This window comes from Mycobacterium asiaticum DSM 44297 (assembly GCF_000613245.1).
Classification (GTDB): Bacteria; Actinomycetota; Actinomycetes; order Mycobacteriales; family Mycobacteriaceae; genus Mycobacterium; species Mycobacterium asiaticum.
Window position 1 is genome coordinate 326,905 of record NZ_HG964938.1, and the last position, 17,992, is coordinate 344,896.

Annotated in this window: 15 protein-coding genes and 1 pseudogene; 8 read left to right on the top strand and 8 right to left on the bottom strand. The window is 67.2% G+C overall.

What is annotated here, in order from left to right; all coding sequences use genetic code 11:
• Positions 1-11: 11 nt before the first annotated feature.
• The 3 genes and pseudogenes from BN972_RS20400 to BN972_RS20410 all read left to right on the top strand — a co-directional run bounded on the left by BN972_RS20400 (position 12) and on the right by BN972_RS20410 (position 2,917).
• On the top strand, positions 12-386 hold the full coding sequence (locus tag BN972_RS20400; protein WP_036363514.1) for a hypothetical protein: 375 nt from the start codon (positions 12-14) through the stop codon (positions 384-386).
• Positions 387-426: 40 nt separating this feature from the next.
• A pseudogene (locus BN972_RS31040) lies at positions 427-1,221 on the top strand (PE family protein); the annotation flags it as partial.
• Between the two features lie 349 nt (positions 1,222-1,570).
• Positions 1,571-2,917 (top strand): acyltransferase family protein, encoded by a 1,347-nt coding sequence (locus BN972_RS20410; protein ID WP_051545691.1) that lies wholly within the window; start codon positions 1,571-1,573, stop codon positions 2,915-2,917.
• Here BN972_RS20410 and BN972_RS20415 read toward each other — a convergent pair.
• Positions 2,873-3,319, bottom strand: a complete 447-nt coding sequence (locus BN972_RS20415) for a MarR family winged helix-turn-helix transcriptional regulator (RefSeq protein WP_036363522.1) — start codon at positions 3,317-3,319, stop codon at positions 2,873-2,875. The two genes, BN972_RS20410 and BN972_RS20415, sit on opposite strands and share 45 nt — an antisense overlap.
• A gap of 76 nt (positions 3,320-3,395) precedes the next feature.
• Here BN972_RS20415 and BN972_RS20420 point away from each other — a divergent pair, with 76 nt between their 5' ends.
• Entirely contained in the window at positions 3,396-4,337 is a 942-nt protein-coding gene (locus tag BN972_RS20420) for an alpha/beta hydrolase family esterase (protein ID WP_036361840.1), read from the top strand.
• A 10-nt stretch (positions 4,338-4,347) separates the two neighbouring features.
• Here the strand turns inward: BN972_RS20420 and BN972_RS20425 are convergent, their stop codons facing one another.
• The 6 genes from BN972_RS20425 to BN972_RS20450 form a co-directional block, all read right to left on the bottom strand.
• A complete protein-coding gene (locus tag BN972_RS20425) occupies positions 4,348-4,902 on the bottom strand; it encodes a cytochrome b (RefSeq protein WP_051545692.1) in 555 nt (184 codons plus the stop codon).
• Positions 4,902-5,987: a catalase family peroxidase gene (locus tag BN972_RS20430; RefSeq protein WP_235192529.1), complete on the bottom strand. Its 1,086-nt coding sequence runs from the start codon at positions 5,985-5,987 to the stop codon at positions 4,902-4,904. Before BN972_RS20430 ends, BN972_RS20425 begins: the two co-directional genes overlap by 1 nt.
• 102 nt (positions 5,988-6,089) lie before the next feature.
• Entirely contained in the window at positions 6,090-7,085 is a 996-nt protein-coding gene (locus BN972_RS20435; RefSeq protein ID WP_036361844.1) for an ABC transporter ATP-binding protein, read from the bottom strand.
• Positions 7,086-7,087: 2 nt separating this feature from the next.
• Entirely contained in the window at positions 7,088-8,137 is a 1,050-nt protein-coding gene (locus BN972_RS20440; protein ID WP_036361847.1) for an ABC transporter permease, read from the bottom strand.
• Between the two features lie 45 nt (positions 8,138-8,182).
• Positions 8,183-9,175 (bottom strand): ATP-binding cassette domain-containing protein, encoded by a 993-nt coding sequence (locus BN972_RS20445; RefSeq protein ID WP_036361850.1) that lies wholly within the window; start codon positions 9,173-9,175, stop codon positions 8,183-8,185.
• Between the two features lie 3 nt (positions 9,176-9,178).
• Complete coding sequence (locus BN972_RS20450) at positions 9,179-10,228, bottom strand: ABC transporter permease (RefSeq protein ID WP_036361854.1); 1,050 nt, start codon at positions 10,226-10,228, stop codon at positions 9,179-9,181.
• A 243-nt stretch (positions 10,229-10,471) separates the two neighbouring features.
• Between BN972_RS20450 and BN972_RS20455 the strand changes: the two genes are divergently transcribed.
• The 4 genes from BN972_RS20455 to BN972_RS20470 all read left to right on the top strand — a co-directional run bounded on the left by BN972_RS20455 (position 10,472) and on the right by BN972_RS20470 (position 14,532).
• Positions 10,472-10,849, top strand: coding sequence for an STAS domain-containing protein (locus BN972_RS20455; RefSeq protein WP_036361859.1), 378 nt, complete (start codon positions 10,472-10,474; stop codon positions 10,847-10,849).
• Between the two features lie 47 nt (positions 10,850-10,896).
• On the top strand, positions 10,897-11,325 hold the full coding sequence (locus tag BN972_RS20460) for an ATP-binding protein (RefSeq protein WP_036361862.1): 429 nt from the start codon (positions 10,897-10,899) through the stop codon (positions 11,323-11,325).
• 107 nt (positions 11,326-11,432) lie between these two features.
• Positions 11,433-13,193 carry an N-acyl-D-amino-acid deacylase family protein gene (locus tag BN972_RS20465; protein ID WP_036361864.1) on the top strand — a complete coding sequence of 587 codons (1,761 nt, stop codon included), beginning with the start codon at positions 11,433-11,435 and terminating at the stop codon, positions 13,191-13,193.
• A 13-nt stretch (positions 13,194-13,206) separates the two neighbouring features.
• Positions 13,207-14,532 (top strand): aromatic ring-hydroxylating oxygenase subunit alpha, encoded by a 1,326-nt coding sequence (locus tag BN972_RS20470; RefSeq protein ID WP_036361867.1) that lies wholly within the window; start codon positions 13,207-13,209, stop codon positions 14,530-14,532.
• A 48-nt stretch (positions 14,533-14,580) separates the two neighbouring features.
• On the opposite strand, the gene BN972_RS20475 is transcribed toward BN972_RS20470, so the two are convergent.
• Positions 14,581-17,889 (bottom strand): LuxR C-terminal-related transcriptional regulator, encoded by a 3,309-nt coding sequence (locus BN972_RS20475; RefSeq protein WP_080697034.1) that lies wholly within the window; start codon positions 17,887-17,889, stop codon positions 14,581-14,583.
• Positions 17,890-17,992: the final 103 nt, after the last annotated feature.

Here is a 17,992-nt window from a genome sequence, read left to right on the forward strand (position 1 = left end):
ACTTCCCGCTTGTGACGACCCCGTCGAACCCTTGGGGCGACGAACGACGGAGACTCTCGCAACAGCTGCAGATGCGAGGTCAGATTCTTGGCCGCAGGCAGGCGCGCCGGCTCAGCCGGCGCTTCGCGCTGGTCGGCGTTGACATTCCGCCGAGGCGCCTTCAGCAATTGGTCACCGGTTCACCCGTGGCGGACAGAGAAATGACCGACGTCAATTTCGCGCTTATCGCCACTCAATACAACCGCGAGAAAAAGAGCGCGAAAGTCGCGCATGCACAACGGCGTTGCAAACATGCGGCGATATGCGCGGGCCTGGTTCTGGTCGCGCTCAATTTCCTGTTCTGCATTGCCTATCTCTTTTTCACACTGACGCAGCAGGCCCTGTAACCAGCCATGCAATAGGTGCCGATGGCACAGGAGCCAATCAATGTCTTACGTGCTAGCGGCGCCGGAATTTCTCACCGCCGCGGCCACCGATATCGCCGGCATCGGCGCGGCGATCAGGGCAGCCACCGCGGCCGGCCCTGCCACCGAAATGCTGGCCGCCGGCGCCGACGAGGTGTCGATTGCGATTGCGGAGCTCTTCGCCCGAAATGCGCAGTCGTATCGGGCGGTCAGCGCCCAAGTGGCCGCTGTTCATGAGCAATTCGTGCAGGCACTACGCGCCGCCGGCGGCTCCTACGCCGCCACCGAAACGGCCAGTCTCGAGACCCTGCTGCAGCGGGCCCCGCAAGTCCTACTCGACGCCGTCAACGCGCCCGCCCAAGCCGCAACCGGACGCCCATTGATTGGGAACGGCGTCGACGGACGGCCTTTCACGGGTGAGTCGGGCGGCCCGGGCGGGTGGCTGCTGGGCAACGGCGGCAACGGCGGCTCCGGGGGTCCCGGCCGATTCGGCGGGCGCGGCGGCGATGCCGGGTTGATCGGCAACGGCGGCAACGGCGGGCAGGGCGGGATCAGCACCGCGATCAACAAGATCGCGCCGCTCGGCGGTAACGGCGGTAACGGCGGCTGGCTGTTGGGCAACGGCGGCTCCGGCGGTCAGGGCGGACAGGGCGGCGCGAACATGATCGGTGGCTGGGGTGGTTTCGGCGGCAGCGCCGGCTGGTTCGGCAACGGTGGCGCGGGCGGCCCGGGCGGCAGCGGCCCCTTGGGTGGCGGCGACGGCGGCAACGGCGGTAACGGCGGACAGTACTTCGGTAACGGCGGCGCGGGCGGCGACGGATTCGGATCCAGCACCTCCGCGCGCGGCGGGATCGGCGGTGACGGTGGCGATGGCGGCCAGATCGGTAACGGCGGTCGCGGCGGTCGCGGTGGCGACGCCTCGCCGGTGGACGGGACGGCCGGGCCGGGCGGCAGCGGCGGCAGCGCGCAACTGATCGGCGACGGCGGAGACGGCGGCGCCGGTGGTTCCGGGTTCACCCCCGCGCACGGCGGCACCGGCGGCAGTCGCGGTGAACTGCTCGGCCGGGCCGGCCTGCCCGGACCGGACGGACTCGGGTAGCGGTACCCAGGCAGGACGAGTAGAACTACGCAGGCGTGGGCGGCTGTCGAACGGCGATGCTGCTTGAATGACCTCTCTGACGGGCTTTCCCAGCCCTGCTGAACTGGCTGCGCGCACACCACTTGGCCGCGACCGCGCCCTCGACGTCATCCGCATCACCGCTTTGATCGGCGTGGTGATCGGCCACACCGTGATGGCGATCAGCATCATCCGCGGCGGCGTACTCATTTGGGACAACCTGCTCACCACGTCGGTGGCATTTCAGGCGCTGACGTGGATCTTCCAGATCATGCCCCTGTTCTTCTTCGCCGGTACCGCGGCGTGCCTGACCTCGTGGCAGCCCGGCACCAACTGGGGCGGCTGGCTCATGAAGCGCAGCACGCGGCTGTTCCGGCCGGTGTTCTACTATCTGGCGTTCTGGGCGCTAGCTCTGGCCGTGCTGTATCCGGCTCTGCCACAACACGTTTACGAGCCGGTGGCCGGCATCAGCATTCAGTTGCTGTGGTTCCTCGGCGTCTACGTCGTGGTGCTGGCGGCGATTCCCTTGCTGCACCGGATCACCACACCAGCCCGGCTGGCCGCGAGCGTCATGGGTGTCTACGCGCTGGTCGCCCTCGTCGACGCGGTCCGGCTGCACTGGCCCGCCGCGGCACCGATCGGTTACCTCAACCTCGTCGCCTGGCTCATCCCGGGCATGTTCGGGGTCGCCTACCGGCGCGAGCTGATGACCCGGCGGACGGCGCTGATGACGGCGCTGGCCCTGGTTGCGGTCGACGTGGCGCTGGTCCGGTGGGGGCCCTACGAGTTGAGCCTGGTCGGCATCGAGGGCCAGCGCCTGGCCAACATGAGCCCGCCGTCACTCTTGCTCGCCGGACACGCAATCGTGCTGAGCGCGTTGGCAATCGCCGCGGCGCCCGCGATCAACCGGTGGGCACGGCGACCGCGCGTGTGGTGGCTGACCGCGATCGGCAACTCCGGGGCGATGACCCTGTACCTGTGGCACATGCCCGCGTTGTTGGGGGTGCACGTGCTGTTCGACACCTTCGGTCAGCCACGCTTCCCGGGCCAGCCGGACTTTCTGCTGGTCACCTTCGCGCAGCTGTTCATCATGATTGCGGTGGTGGCGGTGCTGTTCCTCGCGCTGCGCCCATTGGAAAACAACCCGCTGCGGGGCTGGGACGGCGTCCCGCCGATCACCTCGGCCGGGCGGGGCACCGTTGTCGGCGTGCTGCTCTGCGTGGCGGGGGCAGCGATCCTCACCGCGGTGAAGTGGGGGCTCAAGGATGACGGGCTGGTGTGCGTCTCGATCATGCTCGTCGCGTTGATGGCCGCGCGGCTACTGGCGGCGGTGCGCCCGTCCGTCGCGTTGTCAGTCCCCCGTGGCAGCCAAGAGGTCCTGCAACGCGCGGCGTAATTCGGCCAGCCGGCGGGAGCCGAGGGTCTGCTCCCAGCTCTTCTCCAAAGCCAGTGCACTGGAACGCATGACACGCAATACGTGCCGACCGCGTGGGGTCAGTTCGATGATCCGGGTACGTGCGTCGACGGGATTGGACTCGCGGATCACATAGCCACCCCGCTCCAACGCGGTGATTGCCTGCGCCACCGCCTGCCGACTTATCCCGAGCCGATCGGCCAGATCCGAGGCGTGCAACCCCCCGCCGGCCAACGGAACGAGCGCCACGGCCTGCGCCGGCCTGATGCCGTCGAGCCCGGCGGCCGTGAATGCCCCCAGCAGCCGCGGACCACCAGTAGCCGCCACTAGTTGCATCAGGGCCGGCACCGTCGGTTCCCACTGAGCATCCGCCAGACGTCGCATGAATGCCGAGTCTGCCATCTCCACCAAGTTTGACAAGTTACTTGTCAATCTCGCCCGGCCCTGCCACCATGGACTGATGGCCTCGCGACATGCCCGGACCTGGCAAGTGTTGGTGGTAGCCGCCCTTGCGACGTTGCTGGCCGGGTGTTTCGGCGGTGGCCACGCCGTCGGATCCCCGGACCATCCCACGATCCCGGTCGGTCAGTCCTCGCAAACCATCCAATGGGCCGGCAGCAGCAGGACTTTCCACCTCTACCGCCCGGCGGGTTTGACCGAAGCGGCCCCGTTGGTGGTGATGCTGCACGGCGGATTCGGCAACGGAGCCCAGGCCGAACGCTCCTACCACTGGGACAGTACGGCCGACCGGGGCCACTTCCTGGTCGCCTATCCCGATGGTCAGGGCCGAGCGTGGAACGCCGGCTCATGTTGCGGAGGCCCCGCACAGTCCAACCTCGACGACGTCGGATTCCTCACCGCCATGGTCGGCGCGATAGCGCAACAGACGGCCGTTGACATGAGCCGGGTATATGCCACCGGCATGTCCAACGGTGCCATGATGTCACTCCGATTGGCCTGCGAGACAGACACTTTCGCCGCTATCGCTCCCGTGGCAGGTACCACTGTGACCGATTGCTCGCGGGCCCGGCCGACCTCGGTACTGCAGATTCACGGCACGGCCGACGCCAGCGTGCCCTACAACGGCGGCCCCGGTAAGAGTTTGAAGTTCGACGGCAACCCGCGCGTCGACGGACCGGCCATACCGGCGGTGGCCGCCGCCTGGCGCGCCATCGACGGCTGCCCGGCACCGACCTCGACCACCGCCGGTGTGGTGACCACAGAGACGGCCGACTGTCCGGACGGTCGCACGGTTCGCTTGATCTCGGTGGCCGACGCGGGCCATCAATGGCCCGGCGGTGTCCGCGGACCGCTGTTGGACCGGCTGGGTTTGCCGCAACCCTCGACCGCGCTCGATGCCACCGACACCATCTGGGAGTTCTTCGCCCAGCACCACCGCTGATCGGGCCGCGCTAGCCACGCCTGGTGGGCCACACCGCCATTCGGTCGATGATCCGGTCGCGCAACACGAGCGTGTGGAACAGCACCGCGCAGACGTGGGCGGTGAACGTCAGGAACAACAGGAAAGCGAAGGCCTCGTGGCACTGCCGTAGCAGCGCGTAGACGTCGATGCTTTGCGGAGCGATGCCGGGCAAGTGGAACGGGCCCAGCGACACAATAGGGTTCCGGGCGGCCGAGAGCATCGCCCATCCGGTCAACGGCTGGGCGATCAGCAGCGCATACAGCAGGTATTCCGACCAGGACGCGATGCGCCGTTCCACCGGTCCCATGGTCGTCAGGAACGGCGGCAACGTGTGGGTGAGCCGGTTGATGAGCCGGATCACCGCGAAGATGAGGATTAGCACCCCTAGCGGGCGGTGGATCGCCAGCAGCAGGGGGTAGTAAGTCAGCGACGCCACCATTGTCACGCCGATCAGTAGTTGGGCGATCACCATCGGTGCCATCAACCAGTGCAGAATGCGCGACGACACCGCGAAACGTGGCGCTACGGCGGTTGTTTCGGCCATCAGACGCGGACCTCGCTCGGCGACTTGGGCTCTTCGGCACGGCGGGTGAAGGACCGCGCGTAGACGGCGGCCCGGGCCGCGGGCAGGGGATCGTCGGAGAGGGCCATGCCGTCCGGCAACACCGTCGGGTCGAAATTGACGTCCCGCGCATTGCCGGCCGCTTCGGTCTGCACGGCGGCGACAGTCAGGATGCCCGCGTCGATAGTGCGCCGCGATGGCGGCCACGGTTTGGTGGCGTCATTGGTCGGGTCCCCCGGGTCGCCGACGGTCAACACCAGCCGCCACCGCAGGGGTCGCTGCGCCACCGTGCGGACCAGCTCGTCGAACAAGTAATCCTTTCCCCCTGATCCGATCGGGGCCGGCGGGTCGACCGGCAGCACCGACCAGCGCACCGCGACGGTCGCGCCCGCGGCGTTGGAGGACCGAAAGGCGTTGAGCCCGTGATACGCGCTGTCGGCGAAGCCCGCGCTGGGCGGTGACTGCTTGATGATCTTCATCGCTGCCGCGGTCTCGGGATGACGGTCCATGAACGCGGCCATCCGCTGCGGGTCGGGCTTTCCGGTGTCGGGCCGAGGCTTGCCGGCGAGCAATCGCTCGAAGAATCCTTCCGGGGTGCTGTCGGTGAAGACGGGAAGGTTGATCATCGCCGTGCGCCACTGCTGGCCGTCGGACGCGCGGAACAACAACCCGAGGCCCCGGACCGTGTCGGGCTTGTCGGGCTGATCGGGCAGACCGCCGCCCAGCGAGAAGCGGCCGACCACCGGCACCGTGCCGTTGCGGAACACCGAAGCACGACAGATCTGCGCACCAGCGCCATTGCTTTCGAAAGTCCCTGTCGCACTGAGCCCTTTGGCGTGGTTGCGACGAAACCCGTCGTGCCGGCCGTAGACGTGTTCGAAGCGGTCGGCGAATCGCCCCGGTGTCAGCGTGTCCGGTCGCAACCACCCACTGGCGTAGGCGAACCCGCCGACATCCACCGCGGCGAAACCGGCCACGGCGCCTATGCCCAACAGCGCGCCGCGTCTGCTCAGCGCCGGTCGATCGGCGGCTTTGACCTCAGTGGATTCCTCGTGCTGGGGCCCCATGCCCACCGTCCTTTCGGCACGAACAGACCGCAAACAGACACAGTGTCGGCGACACAGGTTCAATCCGCATCACGAGCGGGCGAACGGAATCGTTCAACCCGGTTAATCGTCGGCCGGTTCGCGATGGTCCAGCACGTCGCTGATACCGCCCAGTCCCAACCTCTCGCGGAAGGCCTGTGCCGTGTAACCGACGGCGGTCGCGTCGGTGCGGGCGCGGACGGTGGCTGACCGCGGCATGTGGAACAGCACTCCCATCTCGCCGAAATAGTCGCCGGGGCCGCTGACCTTGACCAATTCCTCACCGCCGTCGGCCAATTCGCGCACGATCTCAAACTCCCCGTCGGAAACCAGGTAGATCAGGTCGCCCATGGTGCACTGCTCGAACAGCACCTCGCCCGCCTTCAATCGCACCGTCTCCGGTGCCCGATTGGTGGAGGCAGCGGCGGGGGCGACCATCTCGACCACCCGGTCGGCCATCGGCAGGATGCGGCTGTCGTGGGTGGCGACCACCACCACCCGGTCGTCGTCGGCGAGTTCCCGGATCAGCCGCAGCACCTCCTCGACCTGGATGAAGTCCAGATGCGCGGTCGGTTCGTCCGCCAGGATCAACGGCGGGTCCAGCGCGATCGCCCGGGCCACCGCGACGCGCTGCTGCTGCCCGCCACTGAGGTCGCCAGGACGATGCTTCATCCGCTCGCCGAGGTTGACCCGCTCGAGCAGCTCGGTGGCGCGCCGGCGCGCCGCCCCGCGCGACATCCCGGCGCCGCGCAGCGGGACCATCACATTCTCTAGGGCGGTGAGACTGGGCACGAGGTTGAAGGCCTGGAACACAATGCCGACCTTCTCCAGTCGGTAGCGCGCCATCGCGGCGCCGTCGAGTGCGGTGATCTCCACGCCGTCGAACTTGATCACCCCCGACTTCGGCCGCAGGATACCGCCGAGGCAGGACAGCAGCGTCGTCTTCCCGCAGCCGCTGGGCCCCAACAAAATCAGCAGTGACCCGGCGGCCACGTCGAGACTCAAGCCGTTGATCGGCCGCAGCGCGTAGCCACCGCTGGAGTATTCGACGACGAGGTCCTGAATGCTCAAATCACCCACGGTCAGGGACCTCCGAAAGCGAGCGCCGGTTCCACCGCCACCGCCCGCCGCAATCCGGCGACGCTGGCCAACAACCCGATCGCAATGGCGATCACCGGCAACGCCAGATAGGCGCCGGCCGGAATCACCACCAGCATCGGAAACAGCGGCGCCAGCAATTGCGCCAGCAGGACGCCTACCACGGCGGCGAGCAGCGCCACCACGAGCGCCTGCAGGCACAGCCCCACCAGGATCGACCGGGTCGGAATGCCGATCGCCTTGAACACCGCGAAGTCCCGCAACCGCTCCAGCGCGGAAAGGTAAACCACTGAGCCCACGATCAACACCGCCACGATCCACAGCAGTATCGCCACGATCGTGATCGCATCGACGGCCACCTTCAACGGCCGCAGCAGGTCGGCGACGCCGACCGCGCGGTCGACGAGTTGATAGCCCTCGGGCAGGTCTTTCGGTGTGCCCTTGACGCCGATGGAGGTGACCATCGGCTGCCCGGTGTACGAGAGTTGTTGCAGCCCTTCAGTGGTGAGAAAGATATTGGGCATCTTGGCCAGTGCGGTGGAGTTGGGCACGATGCCCACCACGCGCAGCGTGCGGGCGCCGACCTGCACGCTGTCGCCCAACTTCCGGCCCAGCGTGCTCGACACCGCGACCTCGTCCGGTGTCGCCGGGGCCCGGCCCTGGGAAACCTGCGGCATGCCCGGTCCGCGTTCCGGCGCACCGAAGGCGGTGGCGTTGCGGGTTGCCGTGCCTTCCCGGATCGCGGCCGCGGCAGTCGCCAACGGCGCCACCGCCACCACACCGGGCTCCGCGGCCACCCGGGTCAGGTCGACGGGCGCGAAAGGGGTGGAGCCCAGAAACGGCCCGGCGGCACCGGACTTGACGACGAACGCGTCGACACCCATCGCGTCGACGGTGCGCTGCGCCTCCACCCGGAAACCGTTGGCCAACCCGGTGAGCACGAGCGTCATAGCGAACACCAGTCCGGTGCTGACGATCGCGATGACCAGGCGACGTCTTCGCCATTGCATGTCGCGTAGGGCCGCGAACAGCATGCACTGACGCTACCGTCGTTTGCCCTGTCTGGGCAGGGTCATTTTCTACTCGCTGCTGAGCTCGCGATGCTCGATCAGATCGCGCTTGCCGCCCATCCCGAGGCGTTCCCGGAAAGCTTGCGCGGTGTAGCCCACCACCGTCGCGTCGGTGCGGGCCCGCGCGGTCGCTGACCGGGGCATGTGGAACAGCACACCCATCTCACCGAAGTAATCTCCGGGTCCGGCCACCTTGATCAATTCCTCGCCGCCGTCGGCCAGTTCGTGCACCAGCTCGAATTCGCCCTCTTTCACCACGTAGATGAGCTCGCCCATGGTGCTCTGCTCGAACAACACGACGCCGGCTTTGAGCTCGAACGTCTCCGGCGCCCGATCGGTGTCGGCGAATCCGGGTGTCAGCTCCACCACCCGGTCCGCCATCGGCAACATCCGGGAATCGTGGGTCGCGACCACCACCACCCGATCGCCGTCGGCGAGTTCCCGGATCAGCCGCAGCACCTCCTCAACCTGGATGAAGTCGAGGTGGGCGGTCGGTTCGTCCGCCAGGATCAGCGGCGGATCCAGGGCGATCGCACGCGCGACGGCGACCCGCTGTTGCTGGCCGCCGCTGAGGTCACCCGGGCGGTGCTTGAGCCGGTCGCCGAGGTTGACCCGCTCCAACAGTTCGGTGGCGCGCCGGCGGGAGGCCTTGCGGGACATGCCGGCGGCCCGCAGCGGCACCATCACATTCTCCAGGGCGCTGAGGCTGGGCACCAGGTTGAAGGCCTGGAAGACGATGCCCACCTTGTCGCGCCGGTATTGGGCCAGTTCCTTGCCGTCCAGCGAGGTGATGTCGACGTCGTCGAACTTGATGGCCCCGGATTTAGGCCGCAGGATGCCGCCGAGGCACGACAGCAGCGTCGTCTTGCCGCAACCACTGGGCCCTAGCAGGATCACCAGCGAGCCGGATGCCACGTCGAGATTGAGCCCGTTGATCGGTCGCAGGGCATAGCCGCCGCTGTAGTACTCGACGACCAGATTCTGGATGCTGAGATCGCCCAACGGTTAAGGACCTCCGAACGCAAGTGCGGGATCGATGGCTACCACGCGTCTCAGGCCGGCGAGGCTGGCCAGCAGTCCAATCATGATCGCGACCACCGGCAGCAGGAAGTACGCCTGCACCGGGACCGCGACGACCATCGGGAACAACGGCGCCAGCAATTTGGACAGCACGACGCCGACCGCCGCTGCAAACAGGGAGACGATGAGCGCTTGCAGCGCCAGCCCCGCCAGTATCGAGCGGGTCGGCGTTCCGATCGCCTTGAACACCGCAAAGTCGCGGACCCGCTCGAGGGCGGAAAGGTAGACGACCGACCCCACGATCAGCACCGCCACGATCCACAACAGGATCGCCACGATCGTGATCGAGTTGACCGCGACCTTCAGCGGCCGGATCAGGTCGTTGACCGCGCCGGTCCGGTCGTAGGTCCGGTAGCCGTCGGGCAGCGCCGAGGGTGTGCCGTTGACGCCGATCGAGGTGACCATCGGCTGACCGTTGTAGGCCACCCGCTGCAGGCCCTCGGTGGTCAGGAAGATGTTGGGGATTTTCGCCAGCGCGGTCGAGTTGGGCACGATGCCGACGATGCGCAGGGTGTGCGCGCCCACCTGGATGGTGTCGCCGAGATGCCGGCCCAGCACACTGGACGCCGCGACCTCATCCGGCCGGGCCGGCGCCCGGCCCTCGGAGACTTGCGGCATGCCGGGCCCGTGCTCGGGCGCACCGAACGCGGTGACATTCCGCGTCGACGTCCCTTCCCGCATGATCGTGCCCACGCAGCCCAGCGGCGCCGCCGCCGAGACTCCAGCTTCCGAGCGCACCCGGCCCAGGTCGACGTCGGGAAACGGGGTCGAGCCCAGGAACGGTCCCGCGGAGCCGTCCTTGACCACAAACGCGTCGACGCCGAGCGAATCGACGGTCTGCCGGGCCTCGACGTGAAAACCGTTCGCCAGCCCGCTCATCACCAGTGTCATCCCGAAGATGAGTCCGGTGCTGACAATGGCGATAACGAGGCGCCGTTTTCGCCATTGCATATCGCGCAGGGCGGCAAAGAGCATTCCCAGACGCTACCAACGTGCACAAGACCCATACGGATTGTGCCTGCGCAAATGACTCCTCTGACGACGGCAGTTGTGAGGGTTTAGCGGGAGTGGCTTAGAATTGGTGTCTGTTAGCCGCCGCGGCGCCGCATTTGGTGCGCATAACGGCGGCCGTGCTCGGCGGGTTGAATCAACAGCCCCGACGTGGCGTGGTTGTCTGAAAACTAAGCGTTTTCCCGCAAGGACGGATTTGGATACAGCATGGTCGATCAACCCGGCGATCCAGTGAACAGGGCCTCATTCGAGGTGGAACAGCACGAGAGAGACGGGGCCGTTGTGCTCGCCGTGTCCGGCGAGGTCGACATGCTCAGCGCGCCGCAGCTGGCCGAAGCGATCAGCACGTCTCTGGCCCACAAGCCCGCGGCCCTCATCGTGGACCTCAGCAAGGTGGAATTCCTGGCCTCGGCCGGACTGAGCGTACTGGTGAACGGGCAGGCCGAGGTCGTCGCGCCGACCAAGTTCGCGGTCGTTGCCGACGGACCCGCCACCAGTCGCCCGATCAAGCTGATGGGGATCGACAGTCTGCTTTCCCTGCACCGCACCCTCGACAACGCCCTGAGCTGGGTCGCTGGTGCCTGACCCCGGTTGTGCTCGGGAGGGCCGGACGCGCTGAGCATCGGCCCGCCATGACGCCTCTCGACGATCGATCCAGTTTCGTCCGAACGGGCGTTGCCGCCGACGGCTCGAACGCCGCACGGCTGCGGGTCGAGTTCCGCAATTGGCTCGATCGACATTTCACCCTGGGCGCCGAGCGGTTCAGCGACCTGGTGCTGGCGGTCAGCGAAGCGCTGGCCAACGTCGCCGAATTCGCCTACTCGGCACCCGACCGCGGCACGATGGACATCCACGCGGCCTACGACCCCGACTCGGACAGCCTCGCGGTCACCGTCAACGATCGCGGCCAGTGGCGAAAGCACGCACCTGCGGAGGACTTTTCCCGCGGCCGCGGAATACCTCTGATGCGCGCGTTGGCCGATGAAGCTGACATCAACGGCACCCCGCGAGGCACCCAGGTGCGGCTGCTCTGGAAGCGCCTCAACGCGACGACTGCTTGACCGTTCCGACTCATTGACTGTGCCGGGCGGGGCGCATAACGTCTTACATACGCTACGGCGCGTAGCGTATTGATTCCCCAGCCCGGGTTCGTGCCGTGGAGGCAGTCATGTTTGACCTGAAAATCATCGGTGGCACCGTCGTCGACGGCACGGGCGCGGATCGCTATCGCGCGGACATCGGCATCAAGAACGGCAAGATCGTCGAGGTGGCCCGCCGGGGCGCCGACGACCCGGAACTGGCCGGGGAGGCCGCGGAAACCATCGACGCGAGCGGGCACATCGTCGCGCCGGGTTTCGTGGACATCCACACGCACTACGACGGCCAGGTGAGCTGGGACAGCCTGCTCGAACCGTCCAGCGGTCACGGCGTCACGACGATCGTCACCGGCAACTGCGGCGTCGGCTTCGCTCCGGTTCGCCCCGGCACCGAAGACTGGTTGATCAAGCTGATGGAGGGGGTCGAAGACATCCCGGGCACCGCATTGACCGAGGGCATCACCTGGGGCTGGGAGACCTACCCGGAGTACCTCGACGCGATCGGCAAGCAGCAGTTCTCCGTCGACGTCGGCAGCCAGATCGCACACGGCGCTGTCCGCGCGTACGCGATGGGCGAGCGGGGCGCCCGCAACGAGCCCGCCACCCCCGAGGACATTGAGGCGATGGCCCGGCTGGTCCGCGAAGGCATCGAAGCGGGCGCCCTCGGGTTCTCCACGTCGCGCACGCTGGCCCACACGGCGATGGACGGCGAACCGGTGCCAGGCACGTTCGCCGCCGAAGAGGAACTGTTCGGACTGGGTCGCGCCATGGCCGCGGGCGGCCAGGCGGTGTTCGAACTGGCGCCCCAGGGAGCCGCCGGAGAGGACATCGTCGGCCCCAAGAAGGAACTGGACTGGATGCGGCGACTGAGCCGCGAGATCGACCGCCCGGTGTCCTTCGCCCTGATCCAGGTCGACGCCGACCCCAACCTGTGGCGGGAGCAATTGGACGTCTCGGCAGCCGCCCACGCGCAAGGCAGCCGGCTGCATCCGCAGATCGCGGCCCGCCCGTTCGGGATGATGATCGGGTTCCAGGGTCACCACGGTTTCACCCATCGGCCGACGTACCGCCGGCTCAAGGCCGAGTGCAGTCGCGAGGAGCTTGCCCAGCGCCTCGCCGACCCCGCGGTCAAAGCCGCGATCTTGTCCGAGGACGACCTGCCCATCGATCCGACGCAGTTGTTCGACGGCATGTTCGCGATGGTGCAGCATTCGCTGGGCCGGCTGTACGCGCTCGGCGATCCGCCGGACTACGAGCCCACACCGGACCGCACCGTCGCCGCGATCGCCAAAGCGCGTGGCGAGGACCCGCTTTCGACTCTTTATGACCTGATGCTGGAGTCGGACGCGACGGCGATGTTGATGCTCCCGCTGTTCAACTACGCCGAAGGCAACCACGACGCGATCCGGGAGATGATGCTGCACCCGGCGGGTGTGCTGGGCCTGTCCGACGGCGGAGCCCATTGCGGAATGATCTGTGACGCTTCCTATCCCACGTTCCTGCTGACGCACTGGGCACGCGACCGGCGGCGCGGGGAGAAGTTGTCGCTGGAGTACGTGATCCGCAAGCAGTCCCGCGACACCGCTCACTTGTTCGGCCTCACCGACCGCGGCACCATCGAAGCCGGCAAGAAGGCCGACATCAACGTGATCGACATGAACGCGCTGCGGCTGCATCCCGCAACGATGGCCTTCGACCTGCCCGCAGGCGGACGCCGGATCCTGCAGGGCGCAAGCGGTTACGCCGCCACAATCGTGAGCGGGACCGTGACCCGCCGCAAGGATGTCGACACCGGGGCACGTCCGGGCCGATTGGTGCGCGGAGCGCGTTAGGCGTTCGGAGCCGATGACGACGACCGAGGGCAACCCGACCCGTACCGGGGGCGAGGACGCGATCGGCGCCCCGCCCGCCTCCCCGACTCTGGTGCCGGCCGAGCGCTACTACTCTCCGGCGTTCGCCGCGCTGGAGATCCAACGCATGTGGCCGCGGGTATGGCAGATCGCGTGCATGGTCGACCATGTCGCCGAACCGGGTGATTACTTCGAATACCGTTGCGGCCCATACGGAGTATTGATTGTCCGAGGAGACGACGGCGTGCTGCGCGCGTTTCAGAACGCCTGCCGGCATCGCGGCAACTCGCTGTGTGTGGGTTCGGGTTCGGGTCTGCGCGAACTCAAATGCGGCTACCACGGCTGGACCTGGGACCTGGCCGGTGTGCTCAAGCGAGTGCCCAACCGCAAGGGTTTCGGCTCGCTGAAGATGTCCGACTTTCCTCTGTTGCCAGCGTTGGTCGACACCTTCGAGGGCATGGTGTTCGTCAATCTCGACCTGGGCGCGGTGCCGTTACTGGAGTACCTGGACGAGATTCCGCAGGACATCGCGTGGTGCAATATCGGCGACTTCCGTTGCTATGCCACGTTGACGGTGGAGGTCGAGGCCAACTGGAAGACAATCGCCGACGGTTACAGCGAGACCTATCACATCCAGACGCTGCATCCCGAACTATTGCGCTGTGTCGACGATATTCATGCCCCGCAGAAGATTTGGGTGCATACCGGAAAGTCGGATCAACCCTACGGGGTGCCGAGCCCTCGGTTCGAAGGCAAGTTGAGCGACGAAGAGGTCTGGGACGCTTACGTTTACACGCAGGGCGCGTTGATGGGCGCGGCCGAGGGCACTCCGTTCCCCGCCGCCGAACGGCAGCCCGGCCAAACGGTGCCCGACCTGATCGCGGCCCACACTCGGGCGTTCGCCGCGAGTCGCGGTGTCGACTTGGATTGGGCCGACACCGACCGGATCACCCGGTTGCACCAGTACAACGTCTTCCCCAACATGACGTTCCTGGCCAACGCCGACCATTTGACGATCATGTGCTCGCGGCCGGGCCCGGATCCCGATCACGGTGAGCTGGTGATGTTCCTGATGTCGCGTTTGCCACCGGGCGCCGGGTGGAACAAGCCGACCGATGTGCGGATGTCGGCCGCGGACGCCGAACCCGGAATCGTGCTCACGCAGGACATCCGGGTGCTGCCCGGCCTGCAGCGCGGGCTGCATCAGCCCGGGCTCACCCATTTGGTGCTGTCCAACGAAGAGCGTCGCGTGATCAACATACACCGCAACCTGGAGCGCTATCTTGACCTGCCCGAGTCCGACCGGATGACCGGCGGCTGAGGCGCCAGGCGCGAAGTCCATTGCGCGAGCGTCTGTTCGCCGGGTCACTCACCCCCGGCGGGCGGCCTCTTGGGCCAGTTGCACACGGGACGCCAAACCGAGCTTGGTGTAGACGTGGGTGAGATGCGTTTCGACGGTGCGCGGTGAAATGAAAAGCCTTGTGGCGATGTCCTTGTTGGCCAAGCCCTCGCTAACTAACCGCACGACGTCCCGCTCGGCCGGCGTAAGCGATGCCCAACCGGCGGACGGGCGTTTGCGTTCCCCGCGACCGCGCTGCGCGTAGGCGATCGCCTCCGAACTGGACAGCGCCGCACCCTCGCCGAACGCCGCATTGAAATTGTTCTCGCCCAAGCCATCTCGTACCGCGGAAACCGATGCTTCGTAGTCGGCTTGGTGAATTGCATACCGCACTTCGCCGGTACGCTGCCGGATACCTTGTGCTGCACCCAGCAGCCGGGCCGCTTCGGTATGGCTCGCGGCTTGCGCGGCAAGCGCGGCAAGCGCATCGAAGACGTCGGGCACGCCTAACTGTGCCCCGGTCTCAGCCGCACACGCCAGCGCTTCGTGCGCGTCGCGCTCGGCCGCCTCGATCGCTTCAGGGTGAGCTTCGGCACGGGCAACGCGGGCACGAGCATTCAGCGCGAGCATTCGAAAATATCCTGCGGTTACCGACACAGCCTGATCGGCCCAGAGCCGGGCCGTCGCTACATCGCCTGCCGCTCGCTCGGCGTCTGCTCTCCACATCAAGTTCGTCGCAGAGAAGCCGGCGTCCGGGATCTGGCCATATGCCTTGGCGAGGGCGTCTTTGGCGGCCGCGGCGTCTCCCGCGGCCAAGTGTGCGGCACCCAACGCGAGATGGCCGAGTCCTTCGATGGACGCGCCGAGCTCGACGGCGGACTCGATCGCCAGTTCGGCGGCGGCCAGCGCCGCAGCCGGTTTGCCGTGCCACCCCAGCACAAAGCTCTGCGCTATCAGGGCATTGAATTTGGTGAACAGGTCGCCGGCCGCGTCGGCGTCGGCGAGTACATCCCGTATTTCATCCTCGGCGCCCTCGAGGTCGCCCCGCATCGTCCGCCCACCGGCGATGCCATACAGGCGGCACTGACCCGAGGCGACTCGGTCACCGATCGCGTCGGCGAGGTCTCGTCCTTCGGCGGCCACGTGCTCGGCGATCGAGCCGCCGGCCATGGCGGCCGCATAGGCCCGGAAGCCGAGCAGCTGGCTCAGTCGCCACTTGTCGCCCAGGGCGCGCGCGAACTCGATGGCCTCGGCGAAGAATGTTTCGGCCTGTTCGGGGTTCAGGGCGGCTGCCGTACCAACGCAGCCGGTGAGGGCGCGGACCAGCAGGGCAGGGTCGTCGAGTCGGCGAGCGATCGCGAGGGCTTCGGTCGCCTGCTCCATCCGCGCCGGCAGACCAAGCCAGCCGTCGAACAGGGCAGCATCGGCCAGCGCCCGGGCGAGCACGGCCGGAGCCACCTCGCGGTCTACCGAGTCCCGTTCGGCCAGCGCCTCATCGATCCAACTCATTCCCTCACGCAGGCGGCCGCGGGTTAGCCACAGCGGCTGCAACGATGACGCGAGCTGTAGCGCAAGCTCGATGTCGCCGTTTTCGCGGCTCCAGCCGAAAGCGGCACGCAGATTGTCGATTTCGATCTCGGTGTCGTCGACCCGCCGTTGGTGACCCGTAGCGGCCGGGGCGTCCAGCATGGCAGCCATCGCGGTGTAGTAGTCCCGGTGGCGCCCGCGGACGGCGTCGGCTTCCCCGGACTCGCCGAGCTTTTCCAGGGCGTACTGGCGGACCGTTTCCAGCAGCCGGTAGCGCGATCGACCGCCGGTGTTGTCCGCGACCACCAACGATTTGTCCACCAGTAGCGTCAACAAGTCGAGCAGCTGGAACCGCTCGACCTCACTGCCGCCGGCCACCGCTCTGGCGGCGGCCAGATCGAAGCCCCCCATGAAGGGCGCGAGCCGGCGAAACAGCACCCGCTCGGGCTCGGTCAGCAGCGCATGCGACCAATCCACCGAGGCACGCAGCGTCTGCTGACGGCGCACCGCGATGCGCCCACCACCGGTCAACAGCCGGAAGCGGTCATTCAAACTTCCGGCAATCTCCTCTAGCGACAATGCGCGCACCCGCGCCGCGGCCAATTCGATGGCCAGGGGCATGCCGTCGAGCCGGCGGCAGATCTCCCGGATCGCCGAAACCTGGTCGGCGCTGAAGTCGGGACGCGCGCGGCGGGCGCGGTCGACGAAGAGCTCGACGGCCTCGTCGTCCAGCGACAAGGATGGCACCCGCCAGGTCACCTCGCCTGGCACGGCGATCGGCTCACGGCTGGTGGCCAGCAGTGTGAGGTTCGGACAGGCGCTCAACAGCGCGTTGACCAGCACAGCAACCGCGTCGACCAAGTGCTCGCAATTGTCGAACACCATCAACGTCCGACGGTCCGACACAAACCGCGCCACTGCGTCGGTCGTAGACCGTCCCGGCTGGTCGGAGAGTCCGAGGGCTTCGGCGGCGGCGGCCGGGACGAGGCCTGGGTCGGTGATCGGCGCCAGATCGATGAACCAGACTCCGGCATCGAAATCGGCCGCCGCCTGGTCTGCGACCTGGATGGCCAACCGGGTCTTACCCACACCACCGGCGCCGGTCAAGACAACCAGCCGCTCGGCCGGGAGGATCCTACGCAAGTCGGCAATCTCACCGTCGCGGCCTACGAAACTGGTGAGTTGCACCGGCAAGTGTTCGGCGGCATTGGATTTCAGAGTTCGTAGCGGCGGAAACTCGCTGCGGACATCCGGGTGGCACAGTTGCACAACCCGCTCGGGTCGCGCGACCCCGCGTAATTCGTGCCGGCCGAGGTCGGTCAACCACGCATCTTCCGGGAGGGCATCGATCACGAGGTCCTCGGTGGTGCCGGACAGCACCGTCTGGCCACCGTGGGCGAGGTCGCGCAGCCGCGCCGTTCGATTCACCGTCGGGCCGATGTAGTTGGATTCGTCCCGCAACTGGACCTCGCCGGTGTGCAGACCGATACGAAATCGCAACGGCGCCAACGGCGCTCGCTGCAGGTCCAGCGCGCAAGCGACTGCCTGACTAGCCCGGGCGAACGCGATCACGAAACTGTCGCCCTCCCCCTGTTCGACCGGCCGCACCCCGCCGTGGATCGCGAGAAGCTCGGACAGCGTGCGATCCAGAAGCGCGACGGCCGACGCCATCTCGGTTGGTTGGGTCTCCCACAGCCTCGTCGAACCCTCGACATCGGCGAGCAGCATGGTCACCGTTCCGGTCGGTAGGCCGCTCACACCCAAATCACCCCAGTTCACCGGTGTGTCCACGCGTGGATGCGTTTCGGTCATGCTAGCCAGCCTCGGCCGGCGGCCACCAGAAAACATCAGGGAAATCCCGTATGCGGGCCCGATCTGGTGGCAATGGATGGGTTGACTCTGCGCTCACGGCGTA